The following is a 20,193-nucleotide window of genomic DNA, read 5'->3' as shown; positions in this document are numbered from 1 at the left end:
TCACGGTGACGTCGGCGGCCTTGTGGAACTTGGTGGTGCGGTCGCTGCTGCCGTGCCAGATGGCGTCCGGGTCCGAACCCGGTCCGTACCAGAGGATGTCGTCCTTGCCGTTGCCGTTGAAGTCGCCGACCACGGGTGTGTAGGTGCCCTTGACCTCGATGGAGCCGGTCTGGAAGTGGCCTTTGGTGGTGGTTCCGTACCAGATGCTGTCGTGAGCGGAGCCTGGGCCGTACCAGAGGACGTCTCCGTGGCCGTCTCCGTCGAAGTCGCCTGCCACGGGGGTGTAGGTGCCGTTCACGGTGACGTCGGCGGCCTTGTGGAACTTGGTGGTGCGGTCGCTGCTGCCGTGCCAGATGGCGTCCGGGTCCGAACCCGGTCCGTACCAGAGGACATCGCTCTTCCCGTCCCCGTTGAAGTCCCTCGGACTGGGCTTGTCACCGCTGCTCGCATTGCATGCCGCAGCCGTGATCGTGACGCCGCTCCAAGTGCCGTTTCCTCCGTCCGGCCCGCTGGCCGTGAGATCCGGTGCGCCACAGATCCGTGCGTCGTGCGCGGAGTCGAAGGGAATGCCTCCACCCCCGTTCGCCCAGCATCCGTGACCCGACCACATCTGCAGGTGAAGATGGGCGACGCCGTTGTTCTTCCGCTGTCCGGGCGCGGCGACGGTTCCGACGTACTGCCCCGCGTCGACCCTTCCACCGGTGATGCCGCTGTCGATATGCGTGAGTGCCACGCTGCGGCCGTCGTCGGCGTTGATGCACACGGTGCCGAATTCCGCGTCGTAGTACTGGACAGTCCCGCTGAGCGGTGCTCGGACGGCCCTTCCCGAAGCCGAGTTGTCGCAGCCTGAACCGGTCAGGTCGAGGGCGTACAGGGAGGCTCCGGTGTGCGTGACGCTGCCGTTGTAGCCCTGGCAGACGTTCCACACGCTTCCCGAGTCGAAGGGAGGAGTCAGGTCGCCCTCGGCTGCGAATGCGGAACCGGCGCCCCACGCCATTCCGCTTGTCACGAGGATCAGTGCAGGGGGAATGCAGCGGAGTTGCGGTGCGACGCGGACGCGGGCGCGGTGCCAGGGTGCCTCGGCCAAGGAATGCTCCTTCGTGGATTCCGGGATGGCCTGAAAAGGTGATTCTCAGGGAGAGCGGGGCGCTCCGGATCCCCGATCGCCGTATTCCTTGCGACCGGACGCGACCACGCCGAATTCCCCGTTGTCCGATCGCAGGCAGAACTCGACCGGAGATCCAGCATGTCACGGCAGCCGCACCGAGAAGGTGAAATCGGCATTATCAGGCAAGTCGAACTTCCGGTCTATTCGATAGCGCTCGATCGAACGCGAGTCCGCATCTTGTCTGTGGTCGCGACCTGTTCACCGGCAAGGCGGGGGAGCGGTCCGCTCCCGCAACCGGCACCGGCCTGGCATGCGACGGCAGAACCCCGCCAGGGCCGGCCCTGAGGCTGCCCCCGCGGTCCACCGGCGGGGAGTATGCGGCCCGCCGCGGGGGCCTCAGCCCCCGGTCCGCGAAGCCGTACCCGCCGCGGGCGGCCCGGGCGGCTCCTCCAGCACGCTCCAGGCGACCGGGCCCAGGAGGTCGGCGAGGCGCTGGAAGACGTCCATGAGCAGGTCGTCAACGGTCAGGACGCCGACCACCCGAGGGCCGTCCAGGACGGGCAGACGGCGCACACCGGCCCGGCGGAAGGTCCGGTAGGCGGTCTGCACGTCGTCGTCCGCGTCCAGGGTGATCACCGGCGAGGTCATCACCGCGTCCACCGCCTCGTCCGGGTCGAGGCGCCGGGCGAGGGCGGACAGGGCGAGATCGCGGTCGGTGACGATGCCGCGCAGAGCGCCGCCCTCGGTGACCACCACGGAACCGACCCCGTACGCGGCCATCTCGCGGGCCACCTGCCCGAGGGGCGTCCCCGTCGGCACGGACACCGCCGGGCGGCTCATCGGCTGGGACACGTTCATCGTTTCGGCTCCTTGACTCCTCGGCTTCCGGACTCCTTCCGGTTCCGGACTCCCGGCTCCCCCCGGGGAGGCGGAGGCGGTGTCCCGGTTCCCCGGGGAGGGGGGCGGGTCCCCGGCCCGGCGCCGTCAGGGACCGGCCGGGACGCGGGCCGCCGGGGCCATGTGGTCGGTGAACCAGCGCACGGCCAGCTCGGTGACCGCCTCCAGGGCTCCCGGTTCCTCGAAGAGATGGGTGGCGCCGGGCACCACCACGAGCTCGCTCTCGCAGCGCAGACGGGCCTGCGCCTCGCGGTTGAGGTCCAGCACCATCCGGTCCCGGCCGCCGACGACGAGCAGGGTGGGCGCCGAGACCTCGGGAAGCCGCGGTCCGGCGGCGTCGGGCCGGCCGCCGCGGGAGACGACCGCGGCGATCCCGGCGTCCGGTCCGGCCGCCGCCCGGAGCGCCGCGGCCGCCCCGGTGCTGGCGCCGAAGTACCCGACGGGCAGGCCCTGTGCCTCCGGCTGACCGCGCAGCCACTCCGTGGCCCCGGTCAGCCGCCCGGCCAGCAGCTCCGTGTCGAAGACGTTCGCCCGGTCGCGTTCCTCCTCCGGTGCGAGGAGGTCGAACAGCAGGGTGCCCAGACCCGCCCGGTTCAGGCCGGACGCCACCTGGCGGTTGCGCGGGCTGTGGCGGCTGCTCCCGCTGCCGTGGGCGAAGGCCACCACACCCCTCGCGTCCCCGGGCACCCTCAGCCGCCCCGGCAGCACCAGGGGGCCCGCCTGTACCTGCACGTCCCGGTCCACCGGACCGGCGGGGCGCGCTCCGGCCGGGCGGTCGGTCACCGGCCGCGGGGTGCTCTCCTCCAGGCAGGCGACCACCTCGTCGTCGTCGGTCTGCGAGAAGTCGGCGTAGTACTGGCCGACCGCATGGAAGCCCCGGGGCGCGTGCAGGCACACCAGCTCGTCGGCGTCCGATCCGAGGCGCGCGGCCCAGTCGTGGGGGGCCACCGGGACCGCCAGCACCACCCGGGCGGCCCCCCGGGCACGCGCGATGCGGCAGGCCGCCCGGGCCGTCGCCCCGGTGGCCACCCCGTCGTCGACCACCAGCACGGTGCGTCCGTCGAGCGGGACCGGTCTGCGCGCCCCGCGGTAGCGCCGGGCGCGACCCTCCAGCACCGCCCGTTCGCGGGCCTCCGCCGCGGCCAGCTGCTCGGGTGTCACGCCCGCGGCGCGCAGCACCTCCTCGTTGACGAGCCGGACGCCGCCCTCGCCGAGCGCGCCCATGGCCAGCTCCGGCTGGTAGGGCGCCCCCAGCTTCCGCACCAGGCACACGTCCAGCGGTGCGCCCAGCGCGCGGGCGACCTCCTCGGCGACCGGAACCCCGCCGCGGGGGAGTCCGAGCACCACGACATCGGAACCCCTGAGGTGCGCCACCCGGGCTGCCAGCCGCTCCCCCGCTTCACGCCGATCCCTGAAGAACACGTCCGCACTCCCTGCCTCGGCGACCGGGCGGCCGCGCGGCGGCGTCCCGGTCCTTCGGATCCGCGGCACGCCGTCCCGCCGCATGCGCGCGCCGGAGAGGCACGGCCCCGGGCCGGGAGCCGACCGCGGGGTGCGGACCGGCGTGCCCGCCGCGGCGACCGGCCGACGCCGCCCGGGTCCGTCCTCCGGCCGGGGTCCGGCGTCCGCCGCTCTCCCTCCAGCATCGCTCCGGCGCCCGCCCCGCGGGGAAGAGCCGTTCGGGCACCCTTCCGGGGGCGGTGCGGCCCGGCGGCGCCGCCCTGTCGGGCGGGGGTGCTTCCCGGCGCCTCGCGCGGGCGCGGGCTCCCGGCGCCGCGCCCCGGGCCTCAGCGCCGGGAGCGCTGCGCCGCCACGACCTGCCGCAGCGTCGCCTCGCCCGCACCCCGCTGCACCCGCTCCGCGAAGCCGGGGAACTGCCCGGCCACGGCGCTCAGCAGTCTCAGCTCCAGCGGAGCGACGTTGAGTTCGGCGACATCGCGCTCGACCGCGCGCACCACGCCCCGGACCACCTGCCGCGGGGAGACCGTCCGCATCCCGGCCGGCGGCCTGGCGCCGGTCTCGGCGAACATGCCCGCCTCGCGCACGAACCCCGGCTGGACGACCGACACCCCCACGCCCGTGCCGCGCAGGTCCTGGCGCAGCCCGAGGGCGAAACCGCGCAGGCCGAACTTGGTGCCGCTGTACAGCGAGGCGGAACGGGTGGCGGCCTTGCCGGAGATCGAGCCGACGAAGACCAGGTGGCCGCGTCCCGCCTCGACCATGGCGGGGGCCATCAGCCTGGCCAGTACCGCCGGCGCCCGGAGGTTCACGGCGAACGCCCGGTCGATCTGCTCCGGGGTGTACTCCAGCAGGTCGCCGCTGGACGGCAGCGCCGCGTTGGCGACCAGGACGTCCGCGTCCGCCGCCTCGCGGGCCAGGCGCTCCACGTCGGAGGCGTCGGCGAGATCGGCGAGAACGGCCCGCGCCCCGTAGCGCTCGGCGACCGGTGCCAGCGCCTCCTCGCGGCGGCCGCTGACCACCAGCTTCGCCCCGAGCCCGGCCAGCCCGGCCGCCAGGGCGCCGCCGATACCGCCGGTGACCCCGGTGAGCAGGACGGTTGCTCCGCTGATCCGCATCTGGTTACCCTCCCGTACTGTTCGTTCGAACGAACAATAGAGAGGCGGGCGCAGCGTGTCCACAGACGGATTCCTCGGGCTGGCCGGGCAGGCACGGGCGCTGGCGTCCGGTGAGAGCACCTCCGAGGCGCTGGTCGGCGCCGCACTCGCCCGGATCGAGGCGACGGGGCAGAGCCTCAACGCCTTCCGCACGGTGCTCACCGGGACCGCGCTCGCCGAGGCGCGGGCGGCCGACCGCAGACTCGCGGCAGGGGAGCGGCTGCCGCTGCTGGGCGTGCCCGTCGCCGTGAAGGACGACACGGACGTCGCCGGGGTGCCGACCTACTTCGGCTGCGCGGGCGAGCTGCCGGCCGCCGCGGAGGACGGCGAGGCGGTCCGCAGGCTGCGCGCCGCGGGAGCCGTCATCGTCGGCAAGACCAACTCCTGCGAACTCGGCCAGTGGCCGTTCACCGAGGGCCCCGCCTTCGGTGCCACCCGCAACCCCTGGGACCCCGGGCACACACCGGGAGGCTCCTCCGGGGGCTCCGCCGCCGCGGTCGCCGCCGGCCTGGTCCCCGCGGCCCTCGGCTCCGACGGCGCCGGCTCCATCCGCATCCCGGCGGCCTGGACGCACCTCGTCGGCATCAAGCCGCAGCGCGGCAGGATCTCCGTCCACCCCTACGACGACTGCTTCCAGGGCCTGACCGTCAACGGCCCGCTGGCGCGCACCGTCGCCGACGCGGCACTGCTCCTCGACGCCGCCGCCGGCGCCCACCCCCGCGAACGCCACCGCCCGGCCGCCCCGGTGGACGCCTCCGCCGCCGCCCGCCGCGAGCCCGGCCGCCTGCGCATCGCGCTCGCCCTGCGCCCGCCGCTGACCCTGACCGGGGCGCGGCCCGCCCCCGAGGTGCGCCGCGCCGTCACCGCCCTCGCCGAGGTGCTCGCCCGGCTCGGGCACCGCGTGGAGGAGGCGCGGCCGCGCTACGGCCTGATCGGGCTGGGCTTCCTGCCCCGGGCGGCGAGCGGGATCGCCGCCTACGCCGACCGCCACCCCGAGCCGTCCCTCCTGGACCCGCGCACCCGCGCGGCCGCCCGCTCCGGACGCCGCCTCGGCGGGCGGGCCGTGCGCGCCGCACGGGCGCGCGAAGCCGTCCAGCACCGCCGGATCGGCGGCTTCTTCGACCGCTACGACGTCCTGCTGACCCCCAGCACGGCCGTCCCGCCGCCCCGGATCGGCACCTTCGACGGGCTGTCCGCCGCCCGCACGGACCTCGCGATCGCCTCCGCCTGCCCCTACGCCTGGCCCTGGAACGTCCTCGGCTGGCCCGGCGTCGGCATCCCCGCCGGACTGACCGCCGACGGGCTCCCGGTGGGCGCCCAACTGCTCGGCCCGGACGGCAGCGAGGCGCGGCTGGTCTCGCTCGCCGCACAGCTGGAGGCCGAACTGCGCTGGTACGAGAAGCGCCCGCCCGCGTCCTCCGGCGGCCGGGCGCCGAAGGACGCGCCGGTCCGGTGACCCGCGGCCGTGGTGCGTGCCGGTCCGGTGGCCCGCGGCCGAGGTGTGTGGCGGTCCGGTGACCCGCGGCCGAGGCTCGTGCCGGTCCGGTGACCCGCGGCCGCGACCCGATGGGACAATGACCCCATGTCGAGCGCCACCAGCCCCGTCCCCACCCGGCAGCGGATCATCGAGGCCGTGCTGAGGATCATCGGCAGGGACGGCGTCGCAGGGGTCACCAACCGCAGGATCGCCCGCGAGGCGGGCGTCTCCCTCGGCTCGGTGACGTACCACTTCGAGACGCAGCACGAGCTGCTGAGGGAGTCGCTGCTGCACTTCGTGCGCGAGGAGACCCGGCGCTTCACCGAACTCGCCGAGGCCCACCGCGGCGCCTGCGACCTCGACGTCGCGGGGGCGGCGGCCCTCGCCGGGCAGGTCGCCGGGGACATCGGCTTCGACAGCGAGCACATCGCCCCCTTCGAGCTCTACGTCGAGGCGGGGCGCGACGCACGGCTGCGGGAGGCCGCGGCGGAGGCGTTCACCGCCTACGACCGGCTGGCCGCCCAGATCCTCGCCGGCCTGGGCGTCCCGGACGCCGAGCGGTACGCGGCCGCCACGGTGGCGCTCGTGATGGGCCTTCAACTGCGCCGTCTGGCCACCGGGAGCCCCGCCGAGGACCTGGTCGACGCCCTGCTGCTGCTCGCCCGGGGCGCCGTCGGGCCCGGCGCCCCGGTGCCGGGGGCGGCCGCCTCCGCACCGGCCCGCTGACACCCGGCCGCGCTCCGGCGCCGGTGCGGGACCGGGAGAGCCCCCCTACCCTTGAGGGGTGCCTGCCGCCCGCCGGTGCGCCGCACCCGCGCTCGCCCTGGCGCTGGTCCTGGGCGCGCCGCCCGCCGGGGCCGCCGCGGCCGAGGAACCCGCGCTCCGCGCCACCGTGGGCCGCGTGCCCGAGCAGAAGCTGGGCGCGAGTCACCGCCCCGGCTGCCCGGTGCCCCCGGAGCAGCTGCGCCTGGTCGGCATGAACCACTGGGGCTTCGACGGACGGGTCCACCGCGGGGAGATGGTCGTCCACGAGGACGCCGTCGGCGCGGTCCTGCACATCTTCGGACGGGCCTTCGACGAGCGCTTCCCGATCCACCGGATGCGGGTGACGGCCGAGTACGGCGGCAGCGACGCCCGGGCCATGGCGGACGACAACACCTCGGCGTTCAACTGCCGCCGCGTCACCGGGGACGCACGCCAGCTCTCCCGGCACGCCTACGGCGACGCCGTGGACCTCAACCCCCGGGAGAACCCCTACGTCGACCGTTCGGGCGAGGTCCACCCGCCCGGCGCCGAGGACGCCTTGGACCGCACACCCCCCGAACCCGGCATGCTCGTCGAGGGCGACGCCGTGACCCGGGCGATCGAGGAGGCGGGGTGGACCTGGGGCGGAACCTGGTCGCCCCCGGACTACCAGCACTTCTCCGCCGACGGAACCTGAGGGCTGACGGAACCTGAGGGTGGCTTACGGAACCTGAGGGCTGACCGAACCTGAGGGCTGGCTTACGGAACCTGAGGCTCACGGAACCTGAGGGCCGACGGGCCTGAGGGACGCCGCCCGGGGCGCGCCCGGCGACCGCAGTGGACCGCGGGGACGCCGCCCGGGAGCCCGGCGCCGGGCTCCCCGGCCTCAGTCGGCGCCGGGCTCGGGGAGGGCGTCGCCGGTGCGCCGGGTGAGGCGCGCGGACACCTCGACCACGCCGTCGACGCTCCGGCACAGCCGCTCCACGACGGGGATCAGGCCCTCGCTCCCGACCGTGCCGCCGAGTTCCACCCTCCCGTCGTGCACGTCCACCGTCACCTCCCACGGGGCCAGCCCCAGGGTGCCCCGCAACACGTCCGCGGTGATCTCGTCACGGATGGCGTCGTCGCGGCGCAGGAAGATCCGCAGCAGGTCGCCGCGGCTGACGATGCCCAGGAGCCGGTCCGCCTCGTCCACCACGGGCAGCCGCTTGACCTGCTGGGCTTCCATCAGACGGACGGCTTCGACCACGTTCCAGTCCTCCCGGGCGCACACGGCGGGAGCCGACATCAGCTCCTCGGCGCGCGCCCCCTCGGCCTTGGCCCGCTCCCATGCCTCCCGGTGCGGGACGGGGGCCAGCCCGGTGGGATCGGCCTGGTCGGCGCACTTGCGCAGCAGGTCGGCCTCGGACACCACGCCCATGGGCCGGTCGAGGTCGTCCACCACGGGCACGGCCGTGACACCGCTCTCCGTCAGCAGCCTGGCGATCTCCTTGAACTGTGTGTCCCGCCTGGCCCTGACCACGTCCCGGGTCATGAGCTCCCCGACCGTCCTGTGGTGCATACCGCCTCCCGGAGATCCGCCGTCCGCCCCGCAGGCCGGGCGCGGCCGACCGGGCCGGCGCGGTGCGTGGCAGCTTGGACACAGCACCATTCTGAGCAGCCGGTGGCCATCGTGCGAGCCCACGGCGCCCGGCCGCCCGCCGCACCCGCGTGCCCCGGCGGGAGCGGCCCGGCGGCCCACCGCACCCGCGTGCCCGGCGGAAACGTCCGGCGACCGGGCCCGTCTCACTCGCCGCCGCGGACGACGGCGACGGGGCAGTGGGCATGGTGCAGCAGGGCCTGGCTGACCGAGCCGAGCAGCAGGCCGGTCAGGCCCCCGTGGCCCTTCGCCCCCGTCACCACCAGCTGCGCGGACCGGCTCGCCTCGACGAGCGCGGGGCGGACCCGGGAGCGGACCAGGCGCCGCTCCACCGCGAGCCGCGGGAAGAGCTCCCGGCGCGGGCCGACCGCCTCGTCCAGCACCTGCCGCTCGGCCGCGCGGCGGTGGTCGACATCGGCGACCACGGCGTTCAGGGGGTCGCCGGGGCCTTCGTAGGCGTGCTCGCCCACCGTGTTCCACACGTGCAGCGCCACGAGGGGCGCCCCGCGCAGTACGGCCTCGGCGAAGGCGAAGTCCACCGCCGGCTCCCCGGCCCCGGAGCCGTCCACCGCCAGCACCACCGGACCGCCGGGCTCGGGGCGGCCGCGCACGACCAGCAGCGGGCAGCCGCCGCGGGCGGCCAGCTGCACGGCCGTCGAGCCCGCCGGCAGCCGGGCGAGACCGGAGTGGCCGCGGCTGCCCACCACGGCGAGCACCGCCGCACGCGACTCGATCTCCAGCACCTCCAGCGGGGTGCCGGACACCACCGACCGGGTGACCGCGAGGTCCGGCACCGACCGCTGCGCCCGTTCCTCGGCATGGGCCAGCGCCCCGTGGACCATCGGCTCCACCCCGTGGTCGCCCGGGTTCCACGGTGGCGCACCGTGCGGCAGGTGCCCCGGCGCGCGGCCGAAAGCGTGCACGATCCGCAGCGGCACCCCGCGCAGCCCCGCCTCACGGGCCGCGGTGTCGACCGCGGCGAGGCTGGAGGCGGACCCGTCCACCCCGACGATCACCGGACCGGTCATGGGGAACTCCGTCCCGGAACGGCGTCGGCGGGCAGCCGCTCCGTCCTCCAGCCTCGGCCCGCCCGGACCCCGCCGCCAGGGCCCCTCGGGGCGCACGAGGGGCCGCACGGCCCTTCCCGCGGCACCGGTGGGCGCCACGGCGGGCGGGCAGCCGGACCGCCGGGGCCGGATGCCGCGCCGGAAGGGACCTTCGGCCCCGTGCCCCACGACCCGGTGCCGTCCCATGGTGAGGAGGTGGCGACGGGGGGACCAGCCATCCACCGGAGGCCGGCTCATGAGCGCACAGGGTTCTCCGCACCCGCCCGGCACACCCCCGCCCGACCGGGGCGGGCCGCCGCCGGGCGCCAACCCCCTGCGCCGGACGTCCGACCGGGTCGAGTCCTGGTGCCGCCGCATCCTGGCGCTGGTGCTCCTGCTCGGACTGCCCGCGGCGGGGCTCGGCGCGGGAACGGCCGTGTACGCGTCCTCGCTGCGCACCGCGCAGGAGCAGGCGGATCAGCGGCAGGAGGTCACCGCCCGGCTGACCGCCGGTGCCTCGGGCCCCAGCGCCTACGGGAAGCAGCCGGCCCGGGTCCGCTGGACCGGCGGCGACGGCACGGTTCGGACGGGCACCACCCTGGTGGACGCGGGAACGGCCGAGGGCGCCGTCGTGCGCGTATGGGTGGACCGCGACGGCGACCTCACCGGTGCGCCGGCGAGCGCGGCGAACGCCGCGGCCGGCGGCTGGTCCGCGGGCCTCGCGGCGGCGCTCGGCGTGGCGGGCGGCGTGTACGCGGCACGCGCCGGCGTCCGCCGCACCCTGGACCGCGGACGCTACGCGCGCTGGGACAGGGAGTGGGACCTGGTGGAGCCCGTGTGGTCCGCGCGCTTCCGCCCGTGACACGCCCCGGCGCGGTGCCGCGGGCGACGTGCGGCTGCGGGGCTCACCCGGAGGCCGCGCGCCGCCGTCCCGTCACGAGGACGGGCACGGTGTGCCGGCGCACCAGCTCCTGGGCGACGTCGCCCAGGAGGCGATGGGGCAGCCCCCCGTCCTGTGCGCCGACGACGACGAGGTCGATGTCCTGTTCCGCGGCGTAGTCCGCCAGGGCCCGGGCCGGCGGCCCCGAGAGGATGTCGCACTCCGTCACCCGTCCGCGGCTGCGCTCGGCGGCCGCCTCCAGCCTGCTCCGTGCGGCGGCCACGCTCGGGTCCCGTTCGTCCTCGGCCGCGTCGTACCCCACCACCTCGGCCGCGACCAGCGCCTGCGCGTACGGCCCCAGCAGCGCGACGGCCAGGTCCAGCGCGTCCTGCGACTCCGGGGAGCCGTCCAGGCCCACCAGCACCCGCAGACCGCCCGGCCCGGGCGTGCCGACCGGGATCCGCGCGAGCGGCCCGACGCGGTGCACCTGGATGCGGTCACTGGCGGCGAGGGCCAGGAACGGCCCGAAGACGACGCCCATGAGCAGCCACCCCCAGTGGTGGTAGCCCCGGCGTGCCATCCACCAGGCGGTGGCGAGGCCGATGGCGACCCACGCTCCGACGGCGGCGAGGACGTAGGCGAGCTGGTTCATCGAGGGTCCCATGCGGTGGGGGAGTCGGGATGCAGGTGATCCCTGCCACCGCGGGCCCGGGGCCGGGGTGCTCCGGGGCGTGGAGCACCCGTTCGGGTCAACGGGCCCCGCGCCGTGCGGGGCCGGAGGGCTCCTCTCCGGGGCGCCGTCCTTCCCGGCGTGTCGCACCGGCCGCCGGGCGCGGGGAGGACGACGCTGCTCCGGAGGCCAGGCGAGAGACCGGAGGACACCGTGGGACGTATGACCGGGCGGAACGCGATCGTCACGGGGGGCGCCCGCGGCATCGGGGCGGCGGTCGTCCGCCGCTTCGTCGAGGAGGGCGCGACCGTCACGATCGGCGACGTGCTGCACGGGGAGGGCGGGGAGCTGGCGGCCGGGCTCGGTGCCGCGGCCCGTTTCGCGCCGCTGGACGTCACCGACGCCGACAGCTGGGCGGCGGCCGTGGCCGCGGCCGAGGAGGCGCACGGCCCGGTGTCGGTGCTCGTGAACAACGCCGGGATCCTGGAGGTCGGCGGCATCGAGGACCAGGAGCCCGAGTCCTTCCGGCGGGTCACCGACGTCAACCTGTACGGTGCCTGGCTCGGGGTGCGCTCCGCGATCCCCTCGCTGCGCCGGGCCGGTGGCGGTGTCGTGATCAACATGTCCTCGGCGGCCGGCCTGATGGGGTACGCCGGGCTGGGCGCCTACGCGGCCAGCAAGTGGGGGCTGCGGGGCCTGACCAAGACCGCGGCCCTGGAGCTGGCGCCCGACGGGGTGCGCGTCTGCTCCCTCCACCCCGGCCCGATCCGCACGCCCATGACCGCCGGCATGGGCGAGGAGATGGTGGCCGGCCAGCCCACTGCCCGCTACGGCACCGCGGAGGAGGTCGCCGCCATGGCGGTGTTCGTCGCGGCCGAGGCGCTGTACTCCACGGGCTGCGAGTTCGTCATCGACGGCGGGGCCACCACCGGCAGCGCGATGCTCGGCGACCGGCTCTGACCCTCCGCCTCCGGGCGGGGCCCGCTCCTCGCCCTGCTCGGCCGAGCCCGGGCCCGGCGTCGAGCCCCGGCCCTGCCGCGAGCCGCGGTGAAACCCCGGGAGAACGCGGGGTTGCGCACGAGGGTGCCGACCGCGTCCCTGGATGTCGGTCGGGCATGGTTGGCTGGACACATGATCGATGCATTCCTTACCGAGGGCCTGTCCGACGTCGAGGAGGCCGTCCGCGCCGCGGTCGAGGCCGAGATCACCCCGCGTTTCCGCCGCCTGTCCGAGGACGAGGTCGACGAGAAGCGCGGTCCCCACGACCTCGTCACCGACGCCGACCGGCTCGCCGAGAAGCACCTCACGGCGTCGCTGACCGCCCTGCTGCCGGGATCGGTGGTCGTCGGTGAGGAGTCGGTCCACGCCGACCCGGCCGTCTACGACGCCCTGCGCGGCGACGCGCCGGTCTGGGTGGTCGACCCGGTCGACGGGACCCGCGAGTTCGTCCGCGGCGACGCCGGGTTCTGCACCCTCGTCGCCCTCGCCCACCACGGTGAACTCCTCGCCTCCTGGACGTACGCGCCGGTGGCCGACGAGATGGCCGTCGCCGTCCGCGGGCGCGGCGCGCGGCTGAACGGCGCACCCCTGTGCTCCGGGTCGCCCGAGCGCGGCGCACCCCTGAGGGTCGCGATGTCCAACCCGGACTTCTCCTCGCCCGAGGAGAAGCGCCTGCTGCGGGGCCTCACGGGGCCCGGCGTCGAGACCCGGCCCTGCGGGTCCGCGGGGCTGGAGTACCTGCGCGTCGCCCGGGGCGAGCTGGAGGCCACGGCCTTCAGCTGGGAGTACGCCTGGGACCACGCGGCCGGGCTGCTGCTGGTCACGGAGGCCGGAGGCCACCAGACGACGGTGGCCGGGCAGCCCTTCCGGATAGCCGGCGGCAACGCGCTCCCGTTCACGGCGGCCCGGGACGAGGCCACGGCCCACCGGCTCCTCGCCCTGCTCGGCTGAGCCCGGGCCCGCCCGCGCATCCGGGCCGGCGTCCCGGCCGGCCCGCGGGGGCCGCGCCGCCCGCCCGGCAGGCGGCGCGGCCCCGCGGGCCCTTCCCGGCGGGTCCTGCCGCCCGGAGGCACGCCCTCATGGATCCGGCCCGGCCGCCGGGGCGTGCACCTGACGCACCGGTGGGGCCGCCCCGTCTTCGGCCGCCTCGCCCGGTGCGCCGGGTGCCCGTGCCGCCCCGGGCGCCCGGGACGGACACGGCCGGCCTGCCCGCGCCCCCCCGCGGACACGGCGACACGGGCGGCGTGCCCCCCGGGGCCGGTGCCTCCCGTGCGGGCCCCCACCGTGAACTCCGCCTCCCGGACGGGCCCCCACCGGCGCCCTGCTGCCGCCCGGCGCCACCGCGCGGCCCCCGACGGGCGCGGCGGCCGCCGCGCCCTCGCCGCCCTCGCCTCGTCCACCCGCGTGCCGGACCCGGGCCCCCGCCGCCCGTGCCGCCGAATATCCTGGACGTCCATGGCTGCCGGCTGACGAAGGAGTCCCAAGGTGCCGTCGATGCTCGATGCCGTCGTGGTGGGGGCGGGCCCCAACGGGCTCACGGCCGCGGCCGAGTTGGCCCGCCGGGGCTTCTCCGTCGCCGTGTTCGAGGCCCTGGGGACGGTGGGCGGCGGTGCGCGTACCGAGGAGCTCACCCTCCCGGGCTTCCGCCACGACCCCTGCTCCGCGGTCCACCCCCTCGGGGTCGGCTCGCCCGCCTTCGCGGGGATGCCGCTCGCCCGGCACGGACTGGAGTGGATCCACCCCGAACTGCCCCTCGCGCACCCCTTCCCCGACGGCACCGCGGCCGTGCTCAGCCGCTCCGTCGCCGAGACCGCGCTCTCCCTCGGGCCGGGCGACGCGGGCGCCTACCGCCGTATGCTCGCCCCCTACACCGGCCACTGGGACACCCTGGCCGCCGACTTCCTGCGCACCCCCTGGGACGGCCTGCCCCGGGACCCGCTGCGCTTCGCCCGCTTCGGCCTCGACGCCATCCGCCCCTCCACCTGGCTCGCCCGGCGCTTCGGCGGGGACAAGGGCCGGGCCCTGATGGCCGGGCTGGCCGCCCACGCCATCGCCCCCACCAGCGGCGTCGCCACCGGCGGCGTGGCCCTGATGTTCGCGCTCGCCGCCCACGAGGTCGGCTGGCCCCTGCCGCGCGGCGGCTCGCAGGCCGTCTCCGACGCCCTGGCCTCCTACGTGTCCGAGCTCGGCGGGACCATCCACACCGGCGTCGAGGTCAGGCGCCTGGACGAACTCCCGCCCGCCCGCGCCTATGTGTTCGACACCTCGCCCACCGCGCTGGCCCGGATCGCCGGCCTGGGTTCCGCCTACTGGCGCTACCGCTACGGCGCGGCCGCCTTCAAGGTCGACTACGCGCTCTCGGGCCCCGTCCCGTGGACCTCGCCCCAGGCCCGTATCGCGGGCACCGTGCACCTCGGCCCCACCGCGACCGAGATCGACGCGGCCCTCCGGGCCGCCGTCGAGGGCCGCGACCCGGAGGTCCCCTTCCTGATCACCGCCCAGCCCAGCCTCGTAGACCCGGGCCGCGCCCCCGAGGGGCGCCACGTGCTGTGGGCCTACGGCCACGTCCCCGCCGGGTGGAAGGGCGACGCCACGGAGGTGATCGAGCGCCAGATCGAGCGGTTCGCGCCGGGCTTCCGCGACCTGGTGCTCGCCCGCGCCGTGGCCGGCCCGCCCCAACTCGCCGCGCGGAACGCCAACTACGTCGGCGGCGACATCGCCTGCGGGGCCTTCGCCGGGCTCCAGACCCTGATCCGGCCGAGACTGGCCCGGGTGCCGTACGCCACGGCGCATCCCGCCGTCTTCCTGTGCTCCTCGGCCACCCCGCCCGGTCCCGGCGTCCACGGCATGTCGGGCCATCACGCCGCCAAGGCGGTCTGGCGGGTCCTGCGCGCGAAGTGAGCGCGGCAGCGGCCATCATGACAGGATGACAGCACCGACGATCACCCTGGTCCGCGGCGACATCACCGAGCAGGACGCCGACGCCGTCGTGAACGCGGCCAACTCCTCGCTGCTGGGCGGCGGCGGGGTGGACGGCGCCATCCACCGCAGGGGAGGCCCCGAGATCCTCGCCGACTGCCGCCGCCTGCGTGCCTCCCACTACGGCAAGGGCCTGCCGACGGGCAGGGCCGTCGCGACGACCGCGGGGCGCCTGCCGGCCCGGAACGTCATCCACACCGTGGGCCCGGTGCACTCCGCCTCCGAGGACCGCTCCGGGCTGCTGGCCTCCTGCTACCGGGAGTCCCTGCGCGTCGCCGACGAACTCGGCGCCGCCACCGTGGCGTTCCCGGCCGTCTCCACCGGCGTCTACGGCTGGCCGATGGCGGACGCGGCCCGTATCGCGGTCGCCGCCGTCCGGGGGACCGAGACCTCCGTGCGGGAGGTGCGCTTCGTGCTCTTCGACGAGGCGGCGTACATCGCCTTCCAGGCCGCCCTCGCCGAGTACGCCTGAGGCACCGGCGCCGCTCCCGGGGGCACCGGCCACCCGGCCGGCGGCGGTTCGCGGCGCGGCCCGCGCCGCTCCCCGCGACAGACTGGCCCCGCGAACGACCCACCCCGCGAACGACCCACCCCGCGAACGACCCACCCCGCGAACGACCCACCCCGCGAACGACCCACCCCGTGACAGACGCACCCGGCTCCCCGGGGGAACCCTCCCGGGGAGCCGCCCTCCCGGCAAGGAGCGCACCGTGGCCCGACCCTCCACCGCCCGCCACCGGCTCCCGCTCGCCGCCGCGGCGTGCGCGGTCGCCCTCACCACCGCCTGGGCCCCGGCGGGGCCGCCGCACCCCGCTTCCGGCGGCCCCGCCTCCTCGGCCACCGCCTTCCCCGTCCCCGCCGCGCCGGGCGACGCCCGGCAGCTGATCACCGTCGAGGCGCACGGCACCCGTGCGACGGTGACGGCGTGGTCCAAGGGCCCCCTCGGCTGGAAGCCCCGCTTCGGCACCACCGGGGCCCGGGTCGGGGCACGGGGGGTCACCGACGGTGCCACCCGGCGCCAGGGCACCTCCACCACGCCCGCGGGCACGTACACGATCACCGAGGGCTTCGGGCTCGAACCCGCCCGCACGCGGATGCCCTACACCCGGGTCGACGAGCGCCACTGGTGGGTCCAGGACCCGCAGTCCCCCCACTACAACCAGCTGCGCACGGCGGACGGGGCCGACTTCCCCCTCACCGAGGAGGGCGAGCGCGGCAGCGAGCACCTGGCCGACCGGCCGGTCCAGTACGCCCTCGCCCTCGTGATCGACTTCAACCGGTGGCCCGCCGTACCCGGCCGGGGCGCGGGGATCTTCCTCCATGTCAACGGCGCCGGTGCCACCGCGGGCTGCGTGTCCGTCCCGCGGGAGACGATGGAACGCCTCATGGCCTGGATCCGCCCGGACCGGCACCCCCGGATCGCCATCGGCTGAGCCACGCAGGCGGGGCAGGGATGGCGGGCCTGGGCGGCATAGAACCCCAGGCAGTGGAACATCAGTGTCGTATTCCTGCCAGCACCGAGCGATTCCTCGGAGCATCCTGGACCCATGCACACCGACATGGACCGCTGTGTGAGCGCCGTCCGCTCCCGGGACGCGCGGTTCGACGGCTGGTTCTTCACCGCCGTCCTGACCACCCGCATCTACTGCCGCCCCAGCTGCCCCGCCGTGCCCCCCAAACGGGAGAACATGGTCTTCTACCCCAGCGCGGCCGCCTGCCAGCAGGCCGGGTTCCGGGCCTGCAAGCGCTGCCGGCCCGACACCAGCCCCGGCTCCCCGGCCTGGAACACCCGCGCGGACGCCGTCGCCCGGGCCATGCGGCTGATCGCGGACGGCGTCGTCGACCGCGAGGGCGTCCCCGGTCTGGCCTCCCGGCTCGGCTACTCCACCCGCCAGATCGAGCGGCAGCTCCTCGCCGAACTCGGCGCCGGGCCCCTCGCCCTCGCCCGCGCCCAGCGCGCCCAGACCGCCCGGCTGCTCATCGAGACCACCGGCCTGCCCATGGCCGACATCGCCTTCGCCGCCGGGTTCTCCTCCGTGCGGACCTTCAACGACACGGTGCGCGAGGTCTTCGCCCTGCCCCCCACCGAGCTGCGCTCCCGCGCCGCCCGGAGGCCCGGGGGCGCCGCCGGGCCCCCCACGGCCGGGTCGATCGCCCTCCGGCTCCCCTTCCGCGCCCCGCTGGAGCCCGGCAACCTCTTCGGGCACCTGGCCGCGACCGCCGTCCCCGGGGTGGAGGAGTGGCGCGGCGGCGCCTACCGCCGCACCCTGTCCCTGCCCTACGGGCACGGCATCGCCTCCCTCGCCCCCCGCCCCGACCACGTCGCCTGCCGTCTCGCCCTCACCGACCTGCGCGACCTGACCATCGCCATCAGCCGCTGCCGGTGGCTGCTCGACCTGGACGCGGACCCCGAGGCCGTCGACGAGCAGCTCCGCGCCGACGCCGGGCTCGCGCCCCTCGTCGACAGGGCACCCGGCCGCCGGGTCCCGCGCACCGCCGACGCGGCCGAGTTCGCCGTGCGCGCCGTCCTCGGGCAGCAGGTGTCCACGGCCGCGGCCCGCACCCACGCCGCCCGGCTGGTGACCGCGCACGGCACCCCCGTCGAGGACCCGGAGGGCGGGCTGACGCACCTCTTCCCGGCGGCCGCCGCGCTGGCCGCCCTCGACCCGGAGCGCCTCGCCCTGCCCGGCAGCCGCCGCACCACCCTGACCACCCTCGTCGCGGCCCTCGCCGGCGGAAGCCTGGAACTCGACCCCGGCAGCGACTGGGACCGGGCGCGCGCCCACCTGGCCGCCCTGCCCGGCTTCGGTCCGTGGACCGTCGAGGTGATCGCCATGCGCGCACTGGGCGACCCCGACGCCTTCCTGCCGACCGACCTCGGCATCCGCCGGGCCGCCGCGGGACTGGGGATGCCCGCCACCCCCGCGGCCCTGACCGCACGCGCCGCCCCCTGGCGCCCCTGGCGCTCCTACGCCGTCCAGTACCTGTGGGCCGCGGAGGACCACCCCGTCAACCACCTCCCCGCGGAAGGACCCTGAGCGGTGACCAGGAACCACACCGTCCTCGACAGCCCCTTCGGACCTCTCACACTCGTCGCCACCGACGGCGTCCTCAGCGGCCTCTACATGACCGGCCAGCGCCACCGCCCGGCCGAGGAGACCTTCGGCGAGCGGGGCGGCGCCCCGGCCCTCGACGAGGCCGCACGCCAGCTCGGCGCCTACTTCGCGGGGGAGCGCACCGCCTTCGAGCTGCCGCTGCACCTCGCGGGCACGCCCTTCCAGCGCCGTGTCTGGGAGTGCCTGCTGCGCATCCCCTACGGCGAGACCCGCAGCTACGGCGAGCTCGCCGGGGAACTGGGCAACAGGGGAGCCTCCCGGGCCGTCGGACTCGCCAACGGACGCAACCCGATCGGCATCATCGTCCCCTGCCACCGGGTCGTCGGCTCCTCGGGCGGTCTCACCGGCTACGGCGGGGGACTCGACCGCAAGCGCCGCCTGCTCGCCTTCGAACGCGGAGCGCCGGACGGGACCCTCTTCTGAGCCCGCCCGCACCGGCCCTCCGGACCCGCCCTCGACCCGGCTTCCGAGCCCTCCCTGACACGGCGGCGGCCGGATGCGGCACCCGCGGGCTCCCGGCGCAGTTCGCTCAGACGCCCCCGGCCGCGATCCGGTCCAGCAGGGGCGGGAGCGCCGCACCGATCGGCTCGCGCACCACCTCGTCCGCGAGTTCGTCGTACGGCGTCGGATCGGCGTTGACGATGACCAGGCGGGCGCCGTGGTCGGCGGCGATGCCGACCAGCGAGGCCGCGGGCTGGACCTGGAGGGTGGTCCCCACGGCCACGAACACCTCGCACGCCTTGGCCACCCCCAGCGCCTCGCCCAGCACCACCGGGTCCAGGCGCTCGCCGAACATCACCGTCGCCGACTTGAGCACCCCGCCGCACGCCTCGCACGCCGGGTCCTCCTCGCCCGCCTCCACCCGGGCGAGCGCCTCGGCCATGGGGGAGCGGACCCGGCAGCGGGTGCACACCACGGTGCGGGCGGTGCCGTGGAGTTCGAGGACCTTGCGGGCGGGCATGCCGCCCAGCTGGTGGAGCCCGTCCACGTTCTGGGTGATCACCCGGACCGCGACGCCCGGGCGCCCGTCCAGCGCGGCGACCGCCCGGTGCGCCGCGTTCGGTTCCGCGGACCAGGTGGCGCTCTCCCGGCGCATCCGCCACGAGCGCCGCCGGATGTCCGGGTCGGCCATGTAGGAGTCGTAGGTGACCAGCTTCTCGGCCTCGGGGTCGCGGCGCCACAGCCCCTGAGGGCCGCGGTAGTCGGGAATGCCGGAGTCGGTGGAGATGCCCGCCCCGCTGAGGATGGCCACGAGAGTCATGCCCGCAGCGTAGGCAGCCCCGGCAGGGCCCGCCAGCGGATTCCGGCGGAGCCCGGGGCCGGAGCTGACGACGTATCAGATCTGCTGCCGCGGTGGTCTGCGGCGGGGCCCGGTCCGGATCCGGGCCGGGCGGGGGATCAGCCCCCGCTGTGCTCCCTGATCCGCTCGGCGACGTGCTGCGCGAGGCCGTTGAGGTCCTCGGGGGCGACCACATTGCCCGCGACGTAGGCGAAGTTCGGGCCGATGCGCAGGGCCACGCGTGAGGAGTAGCCGACGAGGGGCGTGTAGCGGTGGGTGGCCACCGTCCGGTCCGCCGAGGTCTCGAGCTCCAGCGGAAGATCGAGATCGGAGTCCCCGACCTTGGCCTGCAGGGCGGCCTGGGCCTGCTCGGCCGTGTCGAAGGAGAGGATGCTGATCCCCGCGTACGATCCGCTGCCGGTCTCCCGAAGCCGGGGGTCCTCCACGCCCGCACCGCCCATGGCCCGGATTCCGGGGCACTTGGTGCCGGTGAAGGTGCGGCACTTGTTCTCGGCCCAGAGGGGGTCCTCCGTGCTGGGCTCGTGGTGGAGGCTCCAGCCGTCGGGCAGGGACGCGTCGCTCGGGAGCGCCTTGCCGATGTCCTCGGCCGACAGCGGTCTCGCCTCGCCCGCGCAGGCCGCCAGCCCGCACACCAGCAGTGCGGTGAACGCCGCAGCCCGTCTGCCGTATCGTCCGGCCATCCCGGTACCCCCTCTGTGATCATGTGCGGGGACAGTCAACCGC

General features: G+C 76.2%; 20 protein-coding genes. 11 read left to right on the top strand and 9 right to left on the bottom strand.

All coding sequences use genetic code 11. The features are described from left to right. From ACGF15_RS02410 to ACGF15_RS02395, 4 genes are all read right to left on the bottom strand, one after another. Nucleotides 1-1,087, bottom strand: a 1,087-nt coding sequence (locus ACGF15_RS02410; protein ID WP_392796624.1) for an FG-GAP-like repeat-containing protein, incomplete at its 3' end; no start/stop codon positions are given. A gap of 417 nt (nt 1,088-1,504) precedes the next feature. Beyond that, nucleotides 1,505-1,966, bottom strand: coding sequence for a CBS domain-containing protein (locus ACGF15_RS02405; RefSeq protein WP_345608995.1), 462 nt, complete (start codon nt 1,964-1,966; stop codon nt 1,505-1,507). A 126-nt stretch (nt 1,967-2,092) separates the two neighbouring features. Then, nucleotides 2,093-3,427: a phosphoribosyltransferase family protein gene (locus ACGF15_RS02400; RefSeq protein WP_392796623.1), complete on the bottom strand. Its 1,335-nt coding sequence runs from the start codon at nt 3,425-3,427 to the stop codon at nt 2,093-2,095. 365 nt (nt 3,428-3,792) lie between these two features. Further along, on the bottom strand, nt 3,793-4,581 hold the full coding sequence (locus tag ACGF15_RS02395; protein WP_362607426.1) for an SDR family NAD(P)-dependent oxidoreductase: 789 nt from the start codon (nt 4,579-4,581) through the stop codon (nt 3,793-3,795). Nucleotides 4,582-4,636: 55 nt separating this feature from the next. On the opposite strand from ACGF15_RS02395, the gene ACGF15_RS02390 reads away from it, so the two are divergent. From ACGF15_RS02390 to ACGF15_RS02380, 3 genes are all read left to right on the top strand, one after another. Further along, complete coding sequence (locus tag ACGF15_RS02390) at nt 4,637-6,076, top strand: amidase (protein WP_392796622.1); 1,440 nt, start codon at nt 4,637-4,639, stop codon at nt 6,074-6,076. A 126-nt stretch (nt 6,077-6,202) separates the two neighbouring features. Continuing rightward, the gene (locus ACGF15_RS02385; protein WP_392796621.1) at nt 6,203-6,823 is read left to right on the top strand and encodes a TetR/AcrR family transcriptional regulator; all 621 of its coding nucleotides are present in this window, start codon (nt 6,203-6,205) and stop codon (nt 6,821-6,823) included. 58 nt (nt 6,824-6,881) lie between these two features. After that, nucleotides 6,882-7,538: a M15 family metallopeptidase gene (locus tag ACGF15_RS02380; RefSeq protein WP_392796620.1), complete on the top strand. Its 657-nt coding sequence runs from the start codon at nt 6,882-6,884 to the stop codon at nt 7,536-7,538. 189 nt (nt 7,539-7,727) lie between these two features. On the opposite strand, the gene ACGF15_RS02375 is transcribed toward ACGF15_RS02380, so the two are convergent. Beyond that, nucleotides 7,728-8,402, bottom strand: a complete 675-nt coding sequence (locus tag ACGF15_RS02375) for a CBS domain-containing protein (protein ID WP_392796619.1) — start codon at nt 8,400-8,402, stop codon at nt 7,728-7,730. Between the two features lie 224 nt (nt 8,403-8,626). Then, a complete protein-coding gene (locus ACGF15_RS02370) occupies nt 8,627-9,508 on the bottom strand; it encodes a universal stress protein (protein ID WP_345608981.1) in 882 nt (293 codons plus the stop codon). A gap of 274 nt (nt 9,509-9,782) precedes the next feature. Here ACGF15_RS02370 and ACGF15_RS02365 point away from each other — a divergent pair, with 274 nt between their 5' ends. Continuing rightward, nucleotides 9,783-10,388: a hypothetical protein gene (locus ACGF15_RS02365; protein ID WP_362607418.1), complete on the top strand. Its 606-nt coding sequence runs from the start codon at nt 9,783-9,785 to the stop codon at nt 10,386-10,388. 43 nt (nt 10,389-10,431) lie between these two features. Here the strand turns inward: ACGF15_RS02365 and ACGF15_RS02360 are convergent, their stop codons facing one another. After that, nucleotides 10,432-11,058: a universal stress protein gene (locus ACGF15_RS02360; protein WP_345608977.1), complete on the bottom strand. Its 627-nt coding sequence runs from the start codon at nt 11,056-11,058 to the stop codon at nt 10,432-10,434. Between the two features lie 240 nt (nt 11,059-11,298). Here ACGF15_RS02360 and ACGF15_RS02355 point away from each other — a divergent pair, with 240 nt between their 5' ends. From ACGF15_RS02355 to ACGF15_RS02325, 7 genes are all read left to right on the top strand, one after another. Then, entirely contained in the window at nt 11,299-12,036 is a 738-nt protein-coding gene (locus ACGF15_RS02355; RefSeq protein WP_392796618.1) for an SDR family NAD(P)-dependent oxidoreductase, read from the top strand. A 171-nt stretch (nt 12,037-12,207) separates the two neighbouring features. Then, on the top strand, nt 12,208-13,026 hold the full coding sequence (locus tag ACGF15_RS02350) for an inositol monophosphatase family protein (RefSeq protein ID WP_392796617.1): 819 nt from the start codon (nt 12,208-12,210) through the stop codon (nt 13,024-13,026). 534 nt (nt 13,027-13,560) lie between these two features. Then, nucleotides 13,561-14,976, top strand: coding sequence for a phytoene desaturase family protein (locus tag ACGF15_RS02345; protein WP_392796616.1), 1,416 nt, complete (start codon nt 13,561-13,563; stop codon nt 14,974-14,976). A gap of 25 nt (nt 14,977-15,001) precedes the next feature. Continuing rightward, the gene (locus ACGF15_RS02340) at nt 15,002-15,526 is read left to right on the top strand and encodes an O-acetyl-ADP-ribose deacetylase (RefSeq protein ID WP_256521498.1); all 525 of its coding nucleotides are present in this window, start codon (nt 15,002-15,004) and stop codon (nt 15,524-15,526) included. A 238-nt stretch (nt 15,527-15,764) separates the two neighbouring features. Continuing rightward, nucleotides 15,765-16,487, top strand: a complete 723-nt coding sequence (locus ACGF15_RS02335; RefSeq protein WP_345608966.1) for a L,D-transpeptidase family protein — start codon at nt 15,765-15,767, stop codon at nt 16,485-16,487. Nucleotides 16,488-16,601: 114 nt separating this feature from the next. Beyond that, nucleotides 16,602-18,092 carry an AlkA N-terminal domain-containing protein gene (locus ACGF15_RS02330; protein WP_392796615.1) on the top strand — a complete coding sequence of 497 codons (1,491 nt, stop codon included), beginning with the start codon at nt 16,602-16,604 and terminating at the stop codon, nt 18,090-18,092. Nucleotides 18,093-18,095: 3 nt separating this feature from the next. Further along, nucleotides 18,096-18,593 (top strand): methylated-DNA--[protein]-cysteine S-methyltransferase, encoded by a 498-nt coding sequence (locus ACGF15_RS02325; RefSeq protein ID WP_345608962.1) that lies wholly within the window; start codon nt 18,096-18,098, stop codon nt 18,591-18,593. Nucleotides 18,594-18,699: 106 nt separating this feature from the next. Here the strand turns inward: ACGF15_RS02325 and ACGF15_RS02320 are convergent, their stop codons facing one another. Then, on the bottom strand, nt 18,700-19,431 hold the full coding sequence (locus ACGF15_RS02320; RefSeq protein ID WP_345608960.1) for a Sir2 family NAD-dependent protein deacetylase: 732 nt from the start codon (nt 19,429-19,431) through the stop codon (nt 18,700-18,702). A 137-nt stretch (nt 19,432-19,568) separates the two neighbouring features. Further along, a complete protein-coding gene (locus tag ACGF15_RS02315; protein WP_392796613.1) occupies nt 19,569-20,150 on the bottom strand; it encodes a hypothetical protein in 582 nt (193 codons plus the stop codon). Between the last annotated feature and the right edge of the window lie 43 nt (nt 20,151-20,193).

It is taken from the genome of Streptomyces sp. NPDC048001 (assembly GCF_043203115.1).
Taxonomy (GTDB): domain Bacteria; phylum Actinomycetota; class Actinomycetes; order Streptomycetales; family Streptomycetaceae; genus Streptomyces; species Streptomyces sanyensis.
Note: the sequence above shows the minus strand (reverse complement) of the source record. Positions and strands in the feature narration are given on the sequence as shown.

What these genes read in the sequence shown, in the direction of transcription:
- ACGF15_RS02405 (WP_345608995.1), bottom strand. Translation starts at nt 1,966, where the DNA reads ATGAACGTGTCCCAGCCGATGAGCCGCCCGGCGGTGTCCGTGCCGACG.
- ACGF15_RS02395 (WP_362607426.1), bottom strand. Translation starts at nt 4,581, where the DNA reads ATGCGGATCAGCGGAGCAACCGTCCTGCTCACCGGGGTCACCGGCGGT.
- ACGF15_RS02385 (WP_392796621.1), top strand. Translation starts at nt 6,203, where the DNA reads ATGTCGAGCGCCACCAGCCCCGTCCCCACCCGGCAGCGGATCATCGAG.
- ACGF15_RS02375 (WP_392796619.1), bottom strand. Translation starts at nt 8,402, where the DNA reads ATGCACCACAGGACGGTCGGGGAGCTCATGACCCGGGACGTGGTCAGG.
- ACGF15_RS02370 (WP_345608981.1), bottom strand. Translation starts at nt 9,508, where the DNA reads ATGACCGGTCCGGTGATCGTCGGGGTGGACGGGTCCGCCTCCAGCCTC.
- ACGF15_RS02365 (WP_362607418.1), top strand. Translation starts at nt 9,783, where the DNA reads ATGAGCGCACAGGGTTCTCCGCACCCGCCCGGCACACCCCCGCCCGAC.
- ACGF15_RS02360 (WP_345608977.1), bottom strand. Translation starts at nt 11,058, where the DNA reads ATGAACCAGCTCGCCTACGTCCTCGCCGCCGTCGGAGCGTGGGTCGCC.
- ACGF15_RS02355 (WP_392796618.1), top strand. Translation starts at nt 11,299, where the DNA reads ATGACCGGGCGGAACGCGATCGTCACGGGGGGCGCCCGCGGCATCGGG.
- ACGF15_RS02350 (WP_392796617.1), top strand. Translation starts at nt 12,208, where the DNA reads ATGATCGATGCATTCCTTACCGAGGGCCTGTCCGACGTCGAGGAGGCC.
- ACGF15_RS02340 (WP_256521498.1), top strand. Translation starts at nt 15,002, where the DNA reads ATGACAGCACCGACGATCACCCTGGTCCGCGGCGACATCACCGAGCAG.
- ACGF15_RS02330 (WP_392796615.1), top strand. Translation starts at nt 16,602, where the DNA reads ATGCACACCGACATGGACCGCTGTGTGAGCGCCGTCCGCTCCCGGGAC.
- ACGF15_RS02320 (WP_345608960.1), bottom strand. Translation starts at nt 19,431, where the DNA reads ATGACTCTCGTGGCCATCCTCAGCGGGGCGGGCATCTCCACCGACTCC.
- ACGF15_RS02315 (WP_392796613.1), bottom strand. Translation starts at nt 20,150, where the DNA reads ATGGCCGGACGATACGGCAGACGGGCTGCGGCGTTCACCGCACTGCTG.